Origin of the sequence: Rhodococcus aetherivorans (genome assembly GCF_011058165.1) — a bacterium.
Taxonomy (GTDB): Bacteria; Actinomycetota; Actinomycetes; order Mycobacteriales; family Mycobacteriaceae; genus Rhodococcus; species Rhodococcus aetherivorans.
Map to the genome: position 1 here is coordinate 20,057 of NZ_JAALEG010000040.1, position 15,649 is coordinate 35,705.

The following is a 15,649-nucleotide window of genomic DNA, read 5'->3' on the forward strand; positions in this document are numbered from 1 at the left end:
TGCCCCGACGGAGGTGCCCTTCGGCGTGAACTCCGCGCTCCGGACCGGATCTGGGGAGCGATCGTCCGGTTGTGGAGAAAATCGATGACGCACTGCCGCGCCGTCTCACGGCCATCCTGGCAATCAGCGGGGTTGGGCGCGCGGCTGTCCGGCCGTCGCGCGGGTGTCACTTGATGAGGTAGGGGGACACGGAGCTCTGGTGCTCGTTGATGACGAGCTCCTTCCCGAGGGGCGGGAACGCGCGCTGGGGGCAGTTCAGCCGCTCGCACACGCGGCAGCCGGAGCCGATGGGGGTACCGGGGTTGCTGTCGTCGAGGTCGAGGCCGTCGGCGTAGACGAGGCGGTGCGCGTGGCGCAGCTCGCAGCCGAGGCCGATCGCGAACGTCTTCGACGGCTGGCCGTAGCGGGCGGCGCGGCGCTCGACCGTGCGGGCGACCCACAGGTAGCGACGCCCGTCGGGCATCTGCGCGAGCTGGGTCATGATCTTGCCCGGGTACGCGAAGGTCTCGTACACGTTCCACAGGGGACAGGTCCCGCCGCTGGTGGAGAAGTGGAAGCCGGTGGCGGACTGGCGCTTGGACATGTTGCCCGCCCGGTCGACGCGGACGAACGAGAACGGCACGCCGCGCAGCTTCGGCCGCTGCAGGGTCGACATCCGGTGGGCGATGGTCTCGTAGCTGACGGCGTAGAAGGCGGAGAGCCGCTCGACGTCGTATCGGAAGTCCTCGGCCATCTCGTGGAACTGCGCGTAGGGCAGCATGATCGCCGCGGCGAAGTAGTTGGCGAGGCCGTGGCGGGCCAGGGCGAGGGAGGCCTCGCTGGTGAACGCGCCCTCGGCGACCAGCTTCTCGATCAGCTCCCCGCACTCGAGGTAGGCGAGCTCGGTGGCGAGCTTGAAGACCTGCTGGCCGCCCGACAGCCGCGCGGAGATCTCGAGGACGCGCGTGGCGGGGTCGAACCGGTGCAGGACGTTCTCGCCGAGGTCGACGCGACGGACGAGCTGTACGTCGTGCACCGTCTCCATGCGCTTGATGATGCCGCCGGAGATGTCGCCGCGGTGGAAGCGGATCCGGGTGGCGAGTTCCTCGGCGGCGGTGTCGAGATCGTGCAGGTAGTTCTGCCGCTGGTAGAAGTAGTCGCGGACCTCTTCGTGCGGCATGGTGATGGTGCCGCTGCCGCTGCCGTCGCTGTAGCGGTCCTCGGTGGCGGCGGCGAGCTGGGCGGTGGTGTTGCGGAACCGCCGGTGCATGTTGACCATGGCCCGCGCCAGCCCGGGGTGCGCCGACACCATCGCGGCGATCTCCTGGGCGTCGGCGTCGATGCCCATCTCCTGATCGAGGGCCACCTCCCGCATCTCGGCGATGAGCCGGGTGTCGTCCTGGGACGAGAAGAACGTGGTGTCGACACCGAAGACCTCGCTGATGCGCAGCAGGACCGGTACGGTGAGCGGCCGCACGTCGTGCTCGATCTGGTTGAGGTAGCTGGCCGAGATCTCCAGGGTCTTGGCCAGCGCCGCTTGGCTGAGTCCCCGCTCGGTGCGCAGCTGGCGCAGGCGGGCGCCGACGAACGTCTTTGGCATCAGCCCAGCGTACGAGCGTCTACGCAGCTTCGCAACGACAGGTTCGCAACGTTAGCGCTCTACTCGAGTCCCAGCCAGGACCCCGGCGCGAAGGCCTCGTAGTGGACGGCGTCGGGCGAGACTCCCCCGCCGAGCAACGTCTGCCGGATCGACCGCATGAACGGGACGGGACCGCACACGTACACCTGCGGATCCTTCGGCAGCTCGACGCCGTCGAGCGGGGTGTGGCCGTCCTCGCGGAGCTCTTCGAACTCGGAGTAGCGGGTCAGCATGCGGGCCCGCGGCAGACGGTCGACCAGGGCCTGCGTCTCGGCGCGCCGCGCATGGTCGTAGCTGGACCGGTCGACGTGCACGACCAGGACCTCGCGCTCGGAGCGGTGCGCCGCCAGGTGCTGCAGCGCCGCGAGCGTCGGGGTGACGCCGATGCCGGCGGAGATCAGCACCAGGGGAGCGTCGGCGTCCTCGACGACGAGGCTGCCGAACGGATGCGAGACGACGAGTTCGGTGCCGATGCCGACGCCGCCGACGAGGAGCTGGGAGACGATCCCGCCCGGGACCCGCTTGACGGTGACGGCCCACTCCCCCGGGACGTGGCTGCGCACGAGGGTGTACTGGCGGATCTGCCGGGTGCCGTCTCCCAGGGTGGTCGCGACGGAGATGTACTGTCCGGGAAGGAAATCCGGAAGCGGGCTGCCGTCGAGGGAGCGCAGGGTCAGGGTCGCGACCTCCGCGCCGTCGAACTGGACGTCGGTGACCACGACGACGCGCCAGATCTGACCGGGCCGGACGCCGGCCTTGTCGTAGAGTGCCGACTCCTGCTCGATGAGCGAGTTGGCCATCAGCGTGTAGACCTCGCGCCAGGCCGCGGCGACGTCGGGGGTGACCGCGTCGCCGAGCACCTCGCCGATCGCGGCGAACAGCTGGTGCCGGACCACGTCGTAGTGGGGGGCCTGGACGCCGAGCGAGGCGTGCTTGGCGGCGATCCGGGCCATGATCGCGTCGATGTCGGCGGCGTCCTCGGTGACGAGCAGCGTCGCGAAGGCGGCGACCGAGCTCGCGAGCGCCTTCTGCTGCTCCCGGTTCTCCTGGTTGGTGCGGTTGAACAGGTCGGTCCGCAGCGACGGCGCGGCCGCGAAGAGCTTTTCGTAGAACAGTTCGGAGATCTGGCCGATGTGGGCGCCGACGACCGGGAGGGTGGCCTCGATCACCGGCTTCGACGTGGCGGAAAGGATGGCGCCCTCCTCGACTCGTGTGCGAGTGGGGAGTGGGCACGCCCGAGCGGCGTGACCGGCCCCGACTGGTCAACGCGCACATGGTAGTCGAGCGATCCTGGCCGACCCCCGATTCGACCGGGGCGACTTCCCGATTTGCCGGACCTCCGGGTGTGAAACTCGTCACAATCTTCGTGGTGATCCGCGGCTCCGTCGCTGGTGGGCCGCGGGTGCGGGGCAGTGTCGTCGGCTGCCGGGCGGCGCGCCCGCCGGGGAACAATGCCGAGGTGATTGCTACCGACGGGTAGCTATCGGGGTCCGGGCCGGGTTCGTTGGACGCGCCAAAGGTTTACAACCTTTGCAAAGCCTCGGGAAAAACTAGCGAAGATTGGCACTAGCAACAGGTAGACGGCACTTTCCGGGTGTGTCATTGTCGAGTGGTACATCCGAAAGGTTCGCGAAGGATGTGAAGTAGTACGCACGTACTGCAGAGCGTCCGGCGCGGATCCGATCTAGAGAGTGGAGCTTAGATGTCGACCACCGGCACCCCGAGGACCGCTGAGGAAATCCAGAAGGATTGGGACACCAACCCGCGCTGGAAGGGGATCACCCGCAACTACACGGCCGAGCAGGTCGTCAAGCTGCAGGGCACCGTCGTCGAGGAAGCCACCCTCGCCCGCCGCGGCTCGGAGATTCTGTGGGACCTCGTGAACAACGAGGACTACATCAACTCGCTGGGCGCCCTCACCGGCAACCAGGCCGTGCAGCAGGTCCGCGCCGGCCTCAAGGCCATCTACCTGTCCGGCTGGCAGGTCGCCGGTGACGCGAACCTGTCCGGCCACACCTACCCGGACCAGTCGCTGTACCCGGCGAACTCGGTGCCGCAGGTCGTCCGCCGCATCAACAACGCGCTGCTGCGCGCCGACGAGATCGCCAAGGTCGAGGGCGACACCTCGGTCGACAACTGGCTCGCCCCGATCGTCGCCGACGGTGAGGCCGGCTTCGGTGGCGCGCTCAACGTCTACGAGCTGCAGAAGGCCATGATCGCGGCCGGTGTCGCCGGCTCGCACTGGGAGGACCAGCTCGCGTCGGAGAAGAAGTGCGGTCACCTCGGTGGCAAGGTGCTCATCCCGACCCAGCAGCACATCCGCACCCTGACCTCGGCTCGCCTCGCGGCCGACGTCGCCGACGTCCCGACGGTCGTCATCGCCCGCACCGACGCCGAGGCGGCGACGCTGCTGACCTCCGACGTCGACGAGCGTGACCGTGAGTTCCTCGACGGCACCCGCACCGCCGAGGGCTTCTACGGCGTCAAGAACGGCATCGAGCCCTGCATCGCGCGTGCCAAGGCCTACGCGCCGTACTCCGATCTGATCTGGATGGAGACCGGCGTGCCGGACCTCGAGGTCGCCAAGAAGTTCGCCGAGGCCGTCCGCAGCGAGTTCCCGGACCAGCTGCTCGCCTACAACTGCTCGCCGTCCTTCAACTGGAAGGCGCACCTGGACGACGCGACCATCGCGAAGTTCCAGAAGGAGCTCGGCGCGATGGGCTTCAAGTTCCAGTTCATCACCCTCGCCGGCTTCCACTCGCTCAACTACGGCATGTTCGACCTGGCCCACGGCTACGCCCGCCAGGGGATGACCGCATTCGTCGACCTGCAGGAGCGCGAGTTCAAGGCCGCCGCGGAGCGTGGCTTCACCGCCGTCAAGCACCAGCGTGAGGTCGGCGCCGGCTACTTCGACGCCATCGCCACCACCGTCGACCCGAACACCTCCACGGCAGCCCTCAAGGGCTCCACCGAGGAGGGCCAGTTCCACTAGGAACCGGCAACCGGATGTAGGTGCGCGGCGGGATCTCGGACGACCAGGTCCCGCCGCCGCCGTATCCACCCCCTGTCAGAACCCCTTTCACGACCCCCCCACATGACGAGTAGGAGCTGACGTGACCAGCGAAAAGATTCAGCGCGTCGGCGTGATCGGCGCCGGGATCATGGGCGCAGGTATCGCCGAGGTGTGCGCACGCGCTCATGTCGACGTACTTGTGTACGAGCAGACCCGCGAACTCGCGGCTGCCGGGCGTGCCCGCATCCTCCGGTCCCTCGACCGCGGTGTCAGCAGCGGCAAGATCACCGAACGGGAGCGTGAGCAGGCCGCCTGGCGGCTGCGCTTCACCTCCGACCTCGGCGACTTCGCCGATCGCCAGCTCGTCGTGGAGGCGGTCGTCGAGGACGAGAAGGTCAAGGCCGAGATCTTCGCGGAACTCGACAAGATCGTCACGGATCCGAACGCGGTGCTGGCGTCCAACACCTCGTCGATCCCGATCATGAAGCTGGGCATCGCCACCACCCGGCCCGAGCGGGTCATCGGCATGCACTTCTTCAATCCGGTTCCGGTGCTGCCGTTGGTCGAGCTGGTCACCACGCTCAAGACCGGCCCCGCGGTCTCCCAGCGCGCGGAGGCCTTCGCCTCCGAGGTGCTCGGCAAGCAGGTCGTCCGGTCCTCCGACCGGGCCGGCTTCATCGCCAACGCGCTTCTCGTGCCCTACCTGCTGTCGGCGATCCGGATGGTCGAGTCCGGCTTTGCCACCAAGGAGGACATCGACAAGGCGATGGTCCTCGGGTGTGCCCACCCGATGGGTCCGCTCGCGCTCACCGATCTGGTGGGCCTGGACACGGTCAAGTCGATCGCCGACTCGATGTACGGGGAGTTCAAGGAGCCGCTGTACTCGGCTCCGCCGCTCCTGCTGCGTATGGTCGAGGCCGGCCTCGTCGGCAAGAAGTCGGGCGCCGGCTTCTACGAATATGCCGACAACGGTCGTGCCGCCAAGAAAGTCAGCTAGGTAGGTAGCACCACACCGCACCTCGGCGCCCGTGTGCCGACAGCACAGCCGTCGCGCTGACTGTCGGGACACGGGCGCGAGGTGCATCGAGGGAAAGGTCGACCCCGAATGGCCAGCACTGCAGACGGATACGGCTCGAGCATCCTCGGGTATCCGCGCATCGGACCCCGTCGTGAACTCAAGCGTGCCCTCGAGGCCTACTGGCACGGCACCGGCACCCGCGACGAGCTCGTCGCGGTGGCCCGCGAGATCCAGGAGTCCACCTGGAGCGAGCTCGCCGCCACCGGGCTCACCCAGGTGCCCGGTAACACGTTCTCCTACTACGATCACGTGCTCGACAACGCGCTGCTGTTCGGTGCGATCCCCGAGCGGTTCCGCCCGCTCGTCGGCGAGCTCGACCCGCTCGACTTCTACTTCACGCTGTGCCGGGGCCGCGAGGACTTCCCGCCGCTCGAGCTGGTCCGCTGGTTCGGCAGCAACTACCACTACCGGCAGCCCGAGCTCGACGAGAACACCACCTTCGCGCTGAACTCGGCGGCGGTGCTCGACGAGTTCGAGCGCGCCAAGGCCCGCGGTATCGACCTGCGCCCGGTCGTACTCGGTCCGGTGTCGCTGCTGCTGCTGTCCAAGGTCTCGCAGACGTCGGAGCAGGACGGGTTCTCCACCCTCGAGCTGCTCGACCGGCTGCTGCCCGAGTACGAGAAGCTGTTCGCGGAGCTCGCGCGCGCCGGCGCCTGGTGCGTGCAGCTCGACGAGCCCTCCTTCACCGAGGACCGCACCCCGGAGGAGCTCGCGGCCTTCGCGCGCGCCTACGACACGCTCTCCCACGCGCCGCTGCGCCCGCGCCTCCTCGTCACCGGCCCCTACGGTCACCTCGGCGAGGCGTTGCCCATCCTGGCCGCCACCAAGGTCGAGGCCATCGGTCTCGACCTGGTCAACGGCCGGATGAGCGCGGAGGAGCTGGCCGCGGTGCCCGGCCTCAAGCGCAAGCGCATCTACGCGGGGGTCGTCGACGGCCGCAACGTGTGGAAGGCCGACCGGCACCGCACGCTCGAGTACCTGAGCAGCCTCGCGGCCGTGACGCCCGACCTGGTGGTCTCCACGTCGTGCTCGCTGCTGCACGTGCCCTACGACGTGCTCGCCGAGTACGACATCCCCGGCGACGTGGCGGACCGGCTGGCCTTCGCCAAGCAGAAGGTGGGCGAGGTGGTCTCGCTCGCCAAGGCGCTGACCACCGGCGCGGAGGAGCGGTGGCGCAAGCCGCCGACGTCGGTGCACTTCAAGCAGAAGCACGCGATCCGCGCCCGCGTCAACGCCCTGCGGCCCGAGCACCGGCGCCGCGTCCCGTACGAGGAGCGGCGCGCCGCGCAGCAGGAGCGGCTGAAGCTGCCGCCGGTGCCGGCGACCACGCTGGGGTCGTTCCCGCAGACGGACGAGATCCGCAAGGCCCGCTACGAGCTGGGCGAGGGCCGCATGTCGTGGGACGACTACGTCAAGCGCATCCAGGAGGAGATCGAGTCCACCGTCCGGCTGCAGGAGGACATCGGCCTCGACGTGCTCGTCCACGGTGAGCACGAGCGCAACGACATGATCCAGTACTTCGCCGAGCTGCTCGAGGGCTTCGCCACGACGCACTTCGGCTGGGTGCAGGCGTACGGGTCGCGGTGCACGCGCCCGCCGATCCTCTACGGCGACATCGTGCGGCCGAAGCCGATGACGGTGGAGTGGATCGCGTTCGCGCAGTCGCTGACCGACAAGCCGGTCAAGGGCATGCTCACGGGCCCGGTCACGATGCTGGCGCGGTCGTATGTGCGTCAGGACCAGCCCCTGCACGAGACGGCCGACCAGTTGGCGCTTGCCATCCGCGACGAGATCGCAGACCTCGAGCGGGCGGGCATCGCCATCATCCAGGTCGACGAGCCCGCCATCCGGGAACTGCTGCCGTTGCGGCAGGACGGCCGGGCCGAGTACCTGGACTGGGCGGTCGACGCGTTCCGGCTCGCGACCGGGGGCGCCAAGCCCGAGACGCAGATCCACACGCACCTGACCTACTCCGGTCAGGCGTCGGTGGTCGACGCGATCGAACGGCTCGACGCGGACGTCACGGCGATCGTCGCGACCCGCTCGATCCGCTGGGTGCTCGAGGCCATCAAGGACAAGGCCCTCACGCACGGTGTCGGCCCCGGCGTCTACGAGAGCCGATCGGCGCGCATCCCCGACATCGACGAACTCGACGAACTGCTCAGCACCGCAGCGGAATCCGTCGAACTCGACCGCTTGTGGGCGAATCCGGACGGCGGGCTCAAGACCCGGCACTACTGGCAGCTCGAGCCGTCGCTGCGCAACCTCGTCGCCGCCGCACGTCGTCTGCGGCGACGCGCGGCCGGGCAGTAGACCGGCAGGCCGCGCCCGTCGACGCGCACCCGCGGACAGCCCCCGCGGGTGCGCGTCGTGTCGCCGGCCGGTAGGCATGTCTGCATGACTACCGTTGCCGCGTACGCCGCCACCGCGGCGGACAGCCCCCTCGTCAAGACCACCATCGAGCGGCGTGAGCTCGGTCCGCTCGACGTGCTCATCGAGATCAGGTACGCCGGGATCTGCCATTCCGACATCCACACCGCCCGCAACGAGTGGGGCGGCACCCGCTACCCCGTCGTTCCCGGGCACGAGATCGTCGGGGTGGTGAGCGCCGTCGGCGCCGAGGTGACCAGGCATGCCGTCGGCGATCGCGTCGGCGTCGGCTGCTTCGTCGACTCGTGCCTCGCGTGTGAGGCCTGCACCAGCGGCGACGAGCAGTACTGCACCAGCCGGGTCACCGGCACCTACAACGCCGTCGGCCGCGACGGCGAGGTGACCCAGGGCGGCTACTCCACCCACATCGTCGTCACCGAGCACTTCGTCCTGAAGATCCCCGACGGTCTTGCGCTCGACGCCGCGGCGCCGCTGCTCTGCGCGGGCATCACCCTGTTCTCCCCGCTCCGGCACTGGGGCGCCGGACCGGGCAGGAAGGTCGCCGTGATCGGGATGGGCGGGCTCGGCCACGTCGGCGTGAAGATCGCCGCGGCGATGGGTGCCGAGGTGACCGTGCTGGGGCACTCGCCGGCCAAGCGGGAGGACGGGCTGCGCTTCGGTGCCGTCGACTACCGCGTAACGACCGATCCGCAGACCTTCAAGGATCTGCGGGGCACGTTCGACCTGATCGTCAACACCGTTTCGGTGAACCTCGACCTGGATGCCTATCTGTCGCTGCTCGCCCGCAACGGCACCCTCGTCGAGCTGGGCCTGCCCGAACACCCTCTCACGGTCCGGGCGTTCTCGCTCGCGCAGAACCGGCGCAGCCTCGCCGGTTCCATGGTCGGCGGCATCCCGCAGACGCAGGAGATGCTCGACTTCTGCGCCGAGCACGGCATCGGCGCGGAGATCGAGGTCGTCTCGGCCGACCGGATCAACGAGGCGTACGACCGCGTCGTCGCGAGCGACGTGCGCTATCGGTTCGTGATCGACGCCGCCACCATCTGAGCCGGGCGGGCAGGTGTGAGACCGCGGCGGCCGGGTACTCCCGCCACGTATCTCGAGACGTGGAGGAAATGTGAAGAAGGCGTTGTACCGGCCCGTGAGCCTCGTGGTGAGTTCCCTGGCGGGCGTTGCCGCCGGCATGGTGTTCAGGAAGGTGTGGGCGCTCGGCGCCGGCCAGGACGATCCGCCGGAGGCCATGGACAGCCGCTTCGGGTGGCGGGAGGTGCTGGTCTCCGCCGCCGTGCAGGGAGCGATCTTCGGTGCGGTGAGCGCGGCGGCGAACCGCGCGAGCGCGGTGGGCTTCCGCCGCGTCACCGGCACCTGGCCCGGGAAGGAATGACGACGCCCGGGCCTGCGGGTCCTAGAAACCCTCGCCCAGTTGTTCGCGCAGCTGGGCGAGGGTTTTCGTCAGCAGCCGGGACACGTGCATCTGGGACACGCCGACACGTTCGGCGATCTGGGTCTGGGTCATGTTCCCGAAGAACCGCAGCAGCACGACCGTGCGCTCACGTTCCGGCAGCGCAGCCAGCAACGGGCGCAGTGCCTCGTGGTTCTCCACGTGCGCGAGCGCGGCGTCGTAGTCGCCGAGAGTGTCCGCCAGGGTGACGCCGTCGTCCCCGGCCGGGGCCGGACGGTCGACAGAGACCGCCTGGTACGCGTTGCCGGCGACGAGGCCCTCCGCCACCTCCTCCGGATCGAGGCCCAGCTCGGCGGCGAGTTCGGCAGCCGTGGGGGCGCGGCCCAGGCGCTGTGACAGTTCCCCGGTCGCCTTGCTCAGCGCCAGATGCATCTCCTTCATCCGGCGCGGCACCCGCACCGCCCAACCGGCGTCGCGGAAGTGCCGGCGCACCTCGCCCATGATGGTCGGAACCGCGAAGGACACGAAGTCCGAGCCCCGCTCGGGGTCGAAACGGTCCACGGCGTTGACCAGGCCGAGGCGGGCGACCTGCAGGAGGTCGTCGAATGCCTCGCCGCGGCCGTCGAACCGGCGGGCGATGTGTTCCGCGAGGGGCAGGCATCGTTCGACCAGGCTGTCCCGCAAGACTCCGCGCGCGGGATCGTCCTCGTCGAACGTCACCATTTCCTCGAAGAGGGGGATGACGTCGGCGTATTCGTCGGCGGCTCGGCCGCTGCGCCGTTGGGCGCCGGTCCCCGTCACAGAACAGCGCTGCTGTCGGTCAGGGACACGTCGATCGTGGTGACGGAGCCCTCGTCGGATTCGTCCACGTTCACCTCGACCGAGTCGGCGAGTGCGTTGAGCACATGCCAGCCGAAGGTCCGCGAGTCCGCCGTCAGTCCGCCGTCCACCGTCGGAGCGGACGCGCTGATCCGCAGTGCCGGCGGCATGGCCTGGAACCGGCACGACAACGTTGCGCCCTGCGGGGCCCGGGTGATCAGCCGGGTGCCCGCCTCGTCGATCGCGAGCTTGACGTCGGCCACCGCGTCGAGGTCGAAGCCCTGCTGCAGAGCGATGGCGGCAGCGACCGCGCGCAGGACGGGGAGCTGGCCTGGTTCCGCCCGTACCCGCAACTCCACTACGGGGTGGGTGCGTTCGAGGGCCGAGTCGATCGATGCCGTGTTCGCCATGTGTGTCGTTTCTCCGTTGCGGCAGGTGGGGGCCCGGGCGAGCGGGGGTTCCTGGCGAGACTACCCGCGGCGCGGGGTTCTCAATCATGCGGAAACGCGCGCCGCCGGGGCGGCGCCGCGCCACGTCGATCCGCCCTTTGCGGTGCCGCAGGGGCTGCCGTAGGGTATGGGTGAGGTTGAGCACACAGCCTGACTCGGAGGCGCCGCACATCCGCGGTGACCGGTGTCGGTGCGGTCCCCGCTCTGTCGACGCTTCCATCCTCTTTCCACGATGGGAAGCTCATGTCTGTCGTTTCTCAGCGCAAAGTCACATCGCTGTGGGTCACCCGATCGGATCGCTCACCGGTCTCCTTCCATACGTCCGCGGGTGCCGATTTCTCCACGGAGAGAATCAGTTCCGGCCTCGTCCGGGTCGCCGTGGCGGGCGAGCTCGACATGCGCAACGCCCCGGCGTTGCGCAGCTACGCCGGCGACCAGATGCACCCGTCGTCGCGCCTGGTGCTCGATCTTTCCGACGTGGAGTTCTTCGGGTCGGCGGGCCTGACCGTGTTCGACGAGCTCGACACCTTGGCCCGGCGCCGAAGTTCCCGGTGGGCCCTCGTGGGCGGACGGCCGGTACACCGGCTGTTGCGGGTGCTCGGCGACCCGGTCCACGCGCACGCCTCGCTCGAGAGTGCGATCCACGCCCTGCGGGTTCCGGCCTGATCCGGCTCTCCCGAAGCGAACCCCCCGTCGGGGCGCGGGTCACACCGGCTTCGGCAGCTTCGGCGGGCGGTTGCCGCGGGGATCGACCGCCAGGACGAGCAGCAGCACACCCAGCACCAGGTGCAGCCAGTTGTCGGCCGCGTTGACCGGCACCACGTTGGCGTGGCTGTCGTGGCCGAGGACCATGCCGAAGGCCGACAACGCAAGGTACCCGGCGCCGCCCGCGATCAGGTAGATCCGCGACGCGCGGATCCCTCGGGCGGCGAGGATCCCCGCCGCACCGTAGGCGAGGTGCAGCACGTTGTGGGCGATCGAGACCCGGAACAGGCCCAGCAGATGCGCATTCGACTCCTGCCCCGCGAGGGCCATCGAGCCGTACCCGCTGGTCAGTCCGGGCACGAATCCGAGCACCCCGATGAGGAGGAACACGATGCCGATCGCGAAGGCGTAACCCTGGATCCGGGTGCGCTGCACCCTGGGATACGGGCTGGATCGGATCATCGTTCCTCCATCGGGGTGCGCGGGGCACCGCGCCCCGGGACGCAGGGATAGCCCGGGCGGGTCGCCCCGAAACCCCCGGGCGGGTCGCCCCGAAACCCCCGGGCGGGTCGCCCCGAAACCCCCGGGCGGGTCGCCCTCGAAATCCCGTCCGGTCGTCGTCTGAGCGGTTCAGCCCCCGACGAGGACGCCGGACGAGATCGACCCGTACACCAGGGTCAGAACCATCAGCCCCCAGCCCGTGCCGTGCCAGATCGGCCACGTCCCGCCCGAGCGCCACACCCGGTAGGTCTGCACGAATGCACCGACGGCCCCGAGGAGCAGGATCGCCGTGGGGCCGACGGCCAGGACGAGCCGCGCAGGGTCGGTGCACACGAGGAATTCCTCGTCGGCGCATCGGTCACCGCTCGCGGCGGCCCAGATCACGACCGCCGCCATCAGCAGCAGGGCGGCGGCGACGATCACGGCCGCGTACCGCACCGCCGCGCGGGCGGCGCGCGGGTCCCGCCATCGCTTCTCCATATCCTGCGTCACAGCATCTCCCTACGCCCGGTCGGCGCGGTCGGTGAGCGCAGCCTGACCCGATTGCCGGGCGCAGTGCGCGCAGCAATACATGGTGCCGTCGGCCTCGACCCCGTGCCCGAGAATGCGGCAACCGCAGTGGGCGCACTGCGGGGCCATTGCCTGTGCGGCACACTCGAAACTGTCGAACGTGCCCGAGACGTCGCCGCGGGTGACGGTGAAGGTCTTGTCGTAGTCGTTGCCACAGGTGTCGCACGTGGTCATCACGGTCCTCCTCTCCGATATCTGTCCTCCGGATCGGGTGCCCCACCCTCGGTCACGTCAAACGGCTCACACCGTCGTCGCCGGCCGGATCCGCGGTGCCGCCAGGCCGAGGCCGAGCATGGTCACCGCCACGCCGAGGTGCAGCCAGTTGTCCGCATCGTTGACCGGCAAGACGTTGGCGCTGCCCCCCGGCCGGACGATCAGCCCGTACAGGAACAGTGCGAGGTAGATCAGGCCGCCGACGATCAGGTACCAGCGCGCCAGATCGGCGCGCCGCGCCGCGACCACGCCCGCCAGACCGAAGACCAGATGCACCACGTTGTGCAGGACGGACACGGCGAACACGCCCAGGAGCAGGGCGCCGGACTCGTGGCCGAAGGCCAGTTCGTCGTAGTTGCCCGTCACCCCGGGGACGAAGCCGGCGATCCCGACGACCAGGAAGAGCGTGCCTGCCGACAGTGCGCCGAGCTGGACGATCGAGCGGGTGCTCTCCGGCTGGCCGGCGCGCTGGGCGGGCTCGAGTGGTTCGGTCATGACCCGCGCATACCCCGTACTGTCCGCTTCAACCTGGGCGGTGCGGCGGATTGGCCGAAGACTACGCCGGGAACTCGATCGACGGGGGCCCCATGCTCCGGCCGCGCCCCTCGGCGAGTTCCCCGGGGCTGCAGGCCGCCGAGGGACAGGAGTGGGCGATGAACACCCCCGATCCGCGGAACGTCCCTGACCCACACGCGCATCCCGGCACCGATCCCGAGCCTGCCCGCACCCCCGATCTCGAACGCGGCAGGGGTGTGGCACCGGGGTCGACACCACCCGACTCGGGCTAGGCCTCCGGTCTGTCGGCCCCCGAGCCGCGGACGCGGAACCGATTCCCGCCCAAGGGGATTCTGACGATCGCTGCGATCGTGCTGATCGTCGTCCTCTTTCTCATGGTGATCATGGGGATTCTGATGTAGGTGGCGCAGTCCTGCACGATTTGCCGGGGTGCCGGCGGGGTACCCGTGGTTCGCAAGTGAGGAACGCCGACTGAGGGAGAGTCGCATGGCAGAGAACACGAGCGGTCCGAGCGAAGGCGTCAAGGGCGTCGTCGAAGACGTCAAGGGAAAGGCCAAGGAGGCGACCGGCGCCGTCGTCGGCAGCGACGAACTCACCCGCGAGGGACGGGCCCAGCAGGACAAGGCCGACAGCCAGCGCGAGGCCGCGAAGAAGGAAGCCGAGGCGGAGAAGGCACGCGCCGACGCCGAGGTCGACGAGGCGCGCCAGCGCTCGCATCAGCAGTGAATCCGCATCGCAGTGAATCGGTGACCGGCCGCGCAGGCGGTCGCGCCCGTCGTTCGTCCACGACCCGGGGGCCGTTCGGCTCCCGGGTCTTCGCCCCGGAGGAGGAGCGATGCGTATCCTGACGTTCGTTGTGCTGGTGTGGCTGGTGATCGGTGCGATCGCCGCCGGGCAGCGGGGGTACTTCACAGAAGCCGAGCAGAGCTGCGCCGACTTCGCCACCGTCGCGGTGACGGTGATCGCGGGGCCCCTCAACTACGCCGGAGTCAATCCGAAGGTGGAGTGCGAGCTTCCGCAGCCGAGTCCGTGACCGGACCCGCGGGCTGCCGCGGCGACGGGATCCGCTCGTGCGCGGTCATGAGCAGATGGTCGAAGGCGGTGCGAAGCGTTGCCGGTGCGTCGAGTCCGGTGGTGACGTCCCGGACGAGTTGCTCGGCGAGCGTGCGGAGCTTGACATTCGACTCCTGGGACCGCCAGGCGAGGATCTCGAAGGCGCGGTCCGCCGGAATCCCGTAGACCGCCATGAGCATGCCCTTGGCCTGTTCGATGACCGCACGGTGGTGCGCGAGCGCCGAGACCGCCTCGTCGACGCTGTGCCGGACCTCGTCGTCGTACGCGTCGGACAGGTCCAGGTAGAAACCGGCCGTGCCGATCACCCGTCCTCGCTCGTCGAGCAGGCGGTCGCCGATCACGACGACGGGCCGGACCGTCCCGTGCGTGTCGATGATGCGATGCCGGCTGCTGAACGGCTCGCCGTTGCGCTGCAGGGCGCCCAGCATGGCCGCGACGTGGGCCCTGTCCTCGGGATGCTTGTGCTTGAGCAGCAGGTCGGTGGTCGGCCGTACGGTCCCCGGGGCGTACCCGTGCATCCGCGCCACGTCGTCCGACCATTCCCACCTGTCGTCGTCGATCAGGTAGCGGAAACTCCCGACCCGCTGCGGCTTCCCGCTCGCGAAGACCCGTTCGAAGGCGTCGTCCACCGGCGTGTCGCCGGCGTCCACGATCGGTTCCCTCATGCAACGATTATGCCTCCGGTGACGGGCACTACCGCTGCGGGATCGCGTGAGGTGAGGTGATCTAGCCGGCGTGTTGCTCGGCGTTCGCGAACACTTCGACGAGGGTGGCGCAGAAGGCGGGCAGATCCCTCGGATTGCGGCTCGACACCAGGTTCCCGTCGACGACCACTTCCTCGTCGACCACGTTCCCGCCCGCGTTGCGGATGTCCGTGCGGACGCTGGGGTAGGACGTCAGCGTCCGACCCCGGACCACGTCGGCCTCGACCAGTGTCCAGGGGCCGTGACAGATCACCCCGACGGGCCGGCCCGACTCGACGAAGTCCCGCACGAACGCCACGGCGGCGGGGTCCTGGCGCAGATGATCGGGGTTCGTGGTACCGCCAGGCAGGATCAGCGCGTCGAAGTCCGACACCGACGCCTCCGACACCACCTGGTCGACCGGGTGCCGGCCGGCCGCGTGCACGTCGGACTTCATGGCCTGGATCTCGCCGGGTTCGAGCGACAGCAGGCGCACCGTGCCGCCCGCCTCCTCGACTGCCCGGCGCGGCTCGACCAGCTCGACCTCCTCGACGCCGTTCGTGGCGAGGACGGCGACCGTGCGTCCCGCCAGCCGGCCGTTCCCTGAAGCGCTCATC

Annotated in this window: 18 protein-coding genes and 1 pseudogene; 9 read left to right on the plus strand and 10 right to left on the minus strand. The window is 69.5% G+C overall.

Going from position 1 to position 15,649, the window contains the following annotated elements; translation table 11 throughout:
• Positions 1 to 166: 166 nt before the first annotated feature.
• Together ramB and G6039_RS16635 are read right to left on the minus strand one after the other, a co-directional pair.
• Positions 167 to 1,579, minus strand: a complete 1,413-nt coding sequence (ramB, locus tag G6039_RS16630; RefSeq protein WP_006932979.1) for an acetate metabolism transcriptional regulator RamB — start codon at positions 1,577 to 1,579, stop codon at positions 167 to 169.
• Between the two features lie 59 nt (positions 1,580 to 1,638).
• The gene (locus tag G6039_RS16635) at positions 1,639 to 2,787 is read right to left on the minus strand and encodes a globin domain-containing protein (protein WP_043803322.1); all 1,149 of its coding nucleotides are present in this window, start codon (positions 2,785 to 2,787) and stop codon (positions 1,639 to 1,641) included.
• Between the two features lie 533 nt (positions 2,788 to 3,320).
• Between G6039_RS16635 and aceA the strand changes: the two genes are divergently transcribed.
• The 5 genes from aceA to G6039_RS16660 all read left to right on the plus strand — a co-directional run bounded on the left by aceA (position 3,321) and on the right by G6039_RS16660 (position 9,484).
• On the plus strand, positions 3,321 to 4,610 hold the full coding sequence (aceA, locus tag G6039_RS16640; protein ID WP_043803320.1) for an isocitrate lyase: 1,290 nt from the start codon (positions 3,321 to 3,323) through the stop codon (positions 4,608 to 4,610).
• Between the two features lie 121 nt (positions 4,611 to 4,731).
• Positions 4,732 to 5,628, plus strand: coding sequence for a 3-hydroxybutyryl-CoA dehydrogenase (locus G6039_RS16645; RefSeq protein ID WP_006932984.1), 897 nt, complete (start codon positions 4,732 to 4,734; stop codon positions 5,626 to 5,628).
• Positions 5,629 to 5,736: 108 nt separating this feature from the next.
• Positions 5,737 to 8,022, plus strand: a complete 2,286-nt coding sequence (gene metE, locus G6039_RS16650; RefSeq protein ID WP_006932986.1) for a 5-methyltetrahydropteroyltriglutamate--homocysteine S-methyltransferase — start codon at positions 5,737 to 5,739, stop codon at positions 8,020 to 8,022.
• Positions 8,023 to 8,106: 84 nt separating this feature from the next.
• Complete coding sequence (locus G6039_RS16655) at positions 8,107 to 9,147, plus strand: NAD(P)-dependent alcohol dehydrogenase (protein WP_043803317.1); 1,041 nt, start codon at positions 8,107 to 8,109, stop codon at positions 9,145 to 9,147.
• Between the two features lie 70 nt (positions 9,148 to 9,217).
• On the plus strand, positions 9,218 to 9,484 hold the full coding sequence (locus G6039_RS16660) for a DUF4235 domain-containing protein (protein WP_006946450.1): 267 nt from the start codon (positions 9,218 to 9,220) through the stop codon (positions 9,482 to 9,484).
• A 21-nt stretch (positions 9,485 to 9,505) separates the two neighbouring features.
• Here the strand turns inward: G6039_RS16660 and G6039_RS16665 are convergent, their stop codons facing one another.
• Both G6039_RS16665 and G6039_RS16670 read right to left on the minus strand, forming a co-directional pair.
• Positions 9,506 to 10,303, minus strand: coding sequence for a SigB/SigF/SigG family RNA polymerase sigma factor (locus tag G6039_RS16665; protein ID WP_043803315.1), 798 nt, complete (start codon positions 10,301 to 10,303; stop codon positions 9,506 to 9,508).
• On the minus strand, positions 10,300 to 10,731 hold the full coding sequence (locus G6039_RS16670; protein WP_029545248.1) for an ATP-binding protein: 432 nt from the start codon (positions 10,729 to 10,731) through the stop codon (positions 10,300 to 10,302). Before G6039_RS16670 ends, G6039_RS16665 begins: the two co-directional genes overlap by 4 nt.
• Before the next feature lie 282 nt (positions 10,732 to 11,013).
• Here G6039_RS16670 and G6039_RS31095 point away from each other — a divergent pair, with 282 nt between their 5' ends.
• Positions 11,014 to 11,436 carry an STAS domain-containing protein gene (locus tag G6039_RS31095; RefSeq protein ID WP_043803312.1) on the plus strand — a complete coding sequence of 141 codons (423 nt, stop codon included), beginning with the start codon at positions 11,014 to 11,016 and terminating at the stop codon, positions 11,434 to 11,436.
• A gap of 39 nt (positions 11,437 to 11,475) precedes the next feature.
• Here G6039_RS31095 and G6039_RS16680 read toward each other — a convergent pair whose 3' ends face one another.
• The 4 genes from G6039_RS16680 to G6039_RS16695 all read right to left on the minus strand — a co-directional run bounded on the left by G6039_RS16680 (position 11,476) and on the right by G6039_RS16695 (position 13,254).
• A complete protein-coding gene (locus G6039_RS16680; RefSeq protein WP_072635801.1) occupies positions 11,476 to 11,937 on the minus strand; it encodes a DUF4383 domain-containing protein in 462 nt (153 codons plus the stop codon).
• Between the two features lie 168 nt (positions 11,938 to 12,105).
• Positions 12,106 to 12,468: a hypothetical protein gene (locus G6039_RS16685; protein WP_043803307.1), complete on the minus strand. Its 363-nt coding sequence runs from the start codon at positions 12,466 to 12,468 to the stop codon at positions 12,106 to 12,108.
• Positions 12,469 to 12,477: 9 nt separating this feature from the next.
• Positions 12,478 to 12,720, minus strand: a complete 243-nt coding sequence (locus G6039_RS16690) for a hypothetical protein (RefSeq protein ID WP_029545239.1) — start codon at positions 12,718 to 12,720, stop codon at positions 12,478 to 12,480.
• Between the two features lie 66 nt (positions 12,721 to 12,786).
• Positions 12,787 to 13,254: a DUF4383 domain-containing protein gene (locus tag G6039_RS16695; RefSeq protein WP_051446195.1), complete on the minus strand. Its 468-nt coding sequence runs from the start codon at positions 13,252 to 13,254 to the stop codon at positions 12,787 to 12,789.
• 158 nt (positions 13,255 to 13,412) lie between these two features.
• Between G6039_RS16695 and G6039_RS30675 the strand changes: the two are divergent.
• The 3 genes and pseudogenes from G6039_RS30675 to G6039_RS16710 all read left to right on the plus strand — a co-directional run bounded on the left by G6039_RS30675 (position 13,413) and on the right by G6039_RS16710 (position 14,308).
• A pseudogene (locus G6039_RS30675) lies at positions 13,413 to 13,676 on the plus strand (DUF6480 family protein).
• 85 nt (positions 13,677 to 13,761) lie between these two features.
• The gene (gene mbp1 / locus G6039_RS16705) at positions 13,762 to 14,001 is read left to right on the plus strand and encodes a microaggregate-binding protein 1 (RefSeq protein WP_006946464.1); all 240 of its coding nucleotides are present in this window, start codon (positions 13,762 to 13,764) and stop codon (positions 13,999 to 14,001) included.
• 109 nt (positions 14,002 to 14,110) lie between these two features.
• Positions 14,111 to 14,308, plus strand: a complete 198-nt coding sequence (locus G6039_RS16710; protein ID WP_029545235.1) for a hypothetical protein — start codon at positions 14,111 to 14,113, stop codon at positions 14,306 to 14,308.
• On the opposite strand, the gene G6039_RS16715 is transcribed toward G6039_RS16710, so the two are convergent.
• Positions 14,265 to 15,014, minus strand: coding sequence for a PAS and ANTAR domain-containing protein (locus G6039_RS16715; protein ID WP_043803304.1), 750 nt, complete (start codon positions 15,012 to 15,014; stop codon positions 14,265 to 14,267). The two genes, G6039_RS16710 and G6039_RS16715, sit on opposite strands and share 44 nt — an antisense overlap.
• A gap of 61 nt (positions 15,015 to 15,075) precedes the next feature.
• Positions 15,076 to 15,648, minus strand: coding sequence for a type 1 glutamine amidotransferase domain-containing protein (locus G6039_RS16720; RefSeq protein ID WP_043803302.1), 573 nt, complete (start codon positions 15,646 to 15,648; stop codon positions 15,076 to 15,078).
• Between the last annotated feature and the right edge of the window lies 1 nt (position 15,649).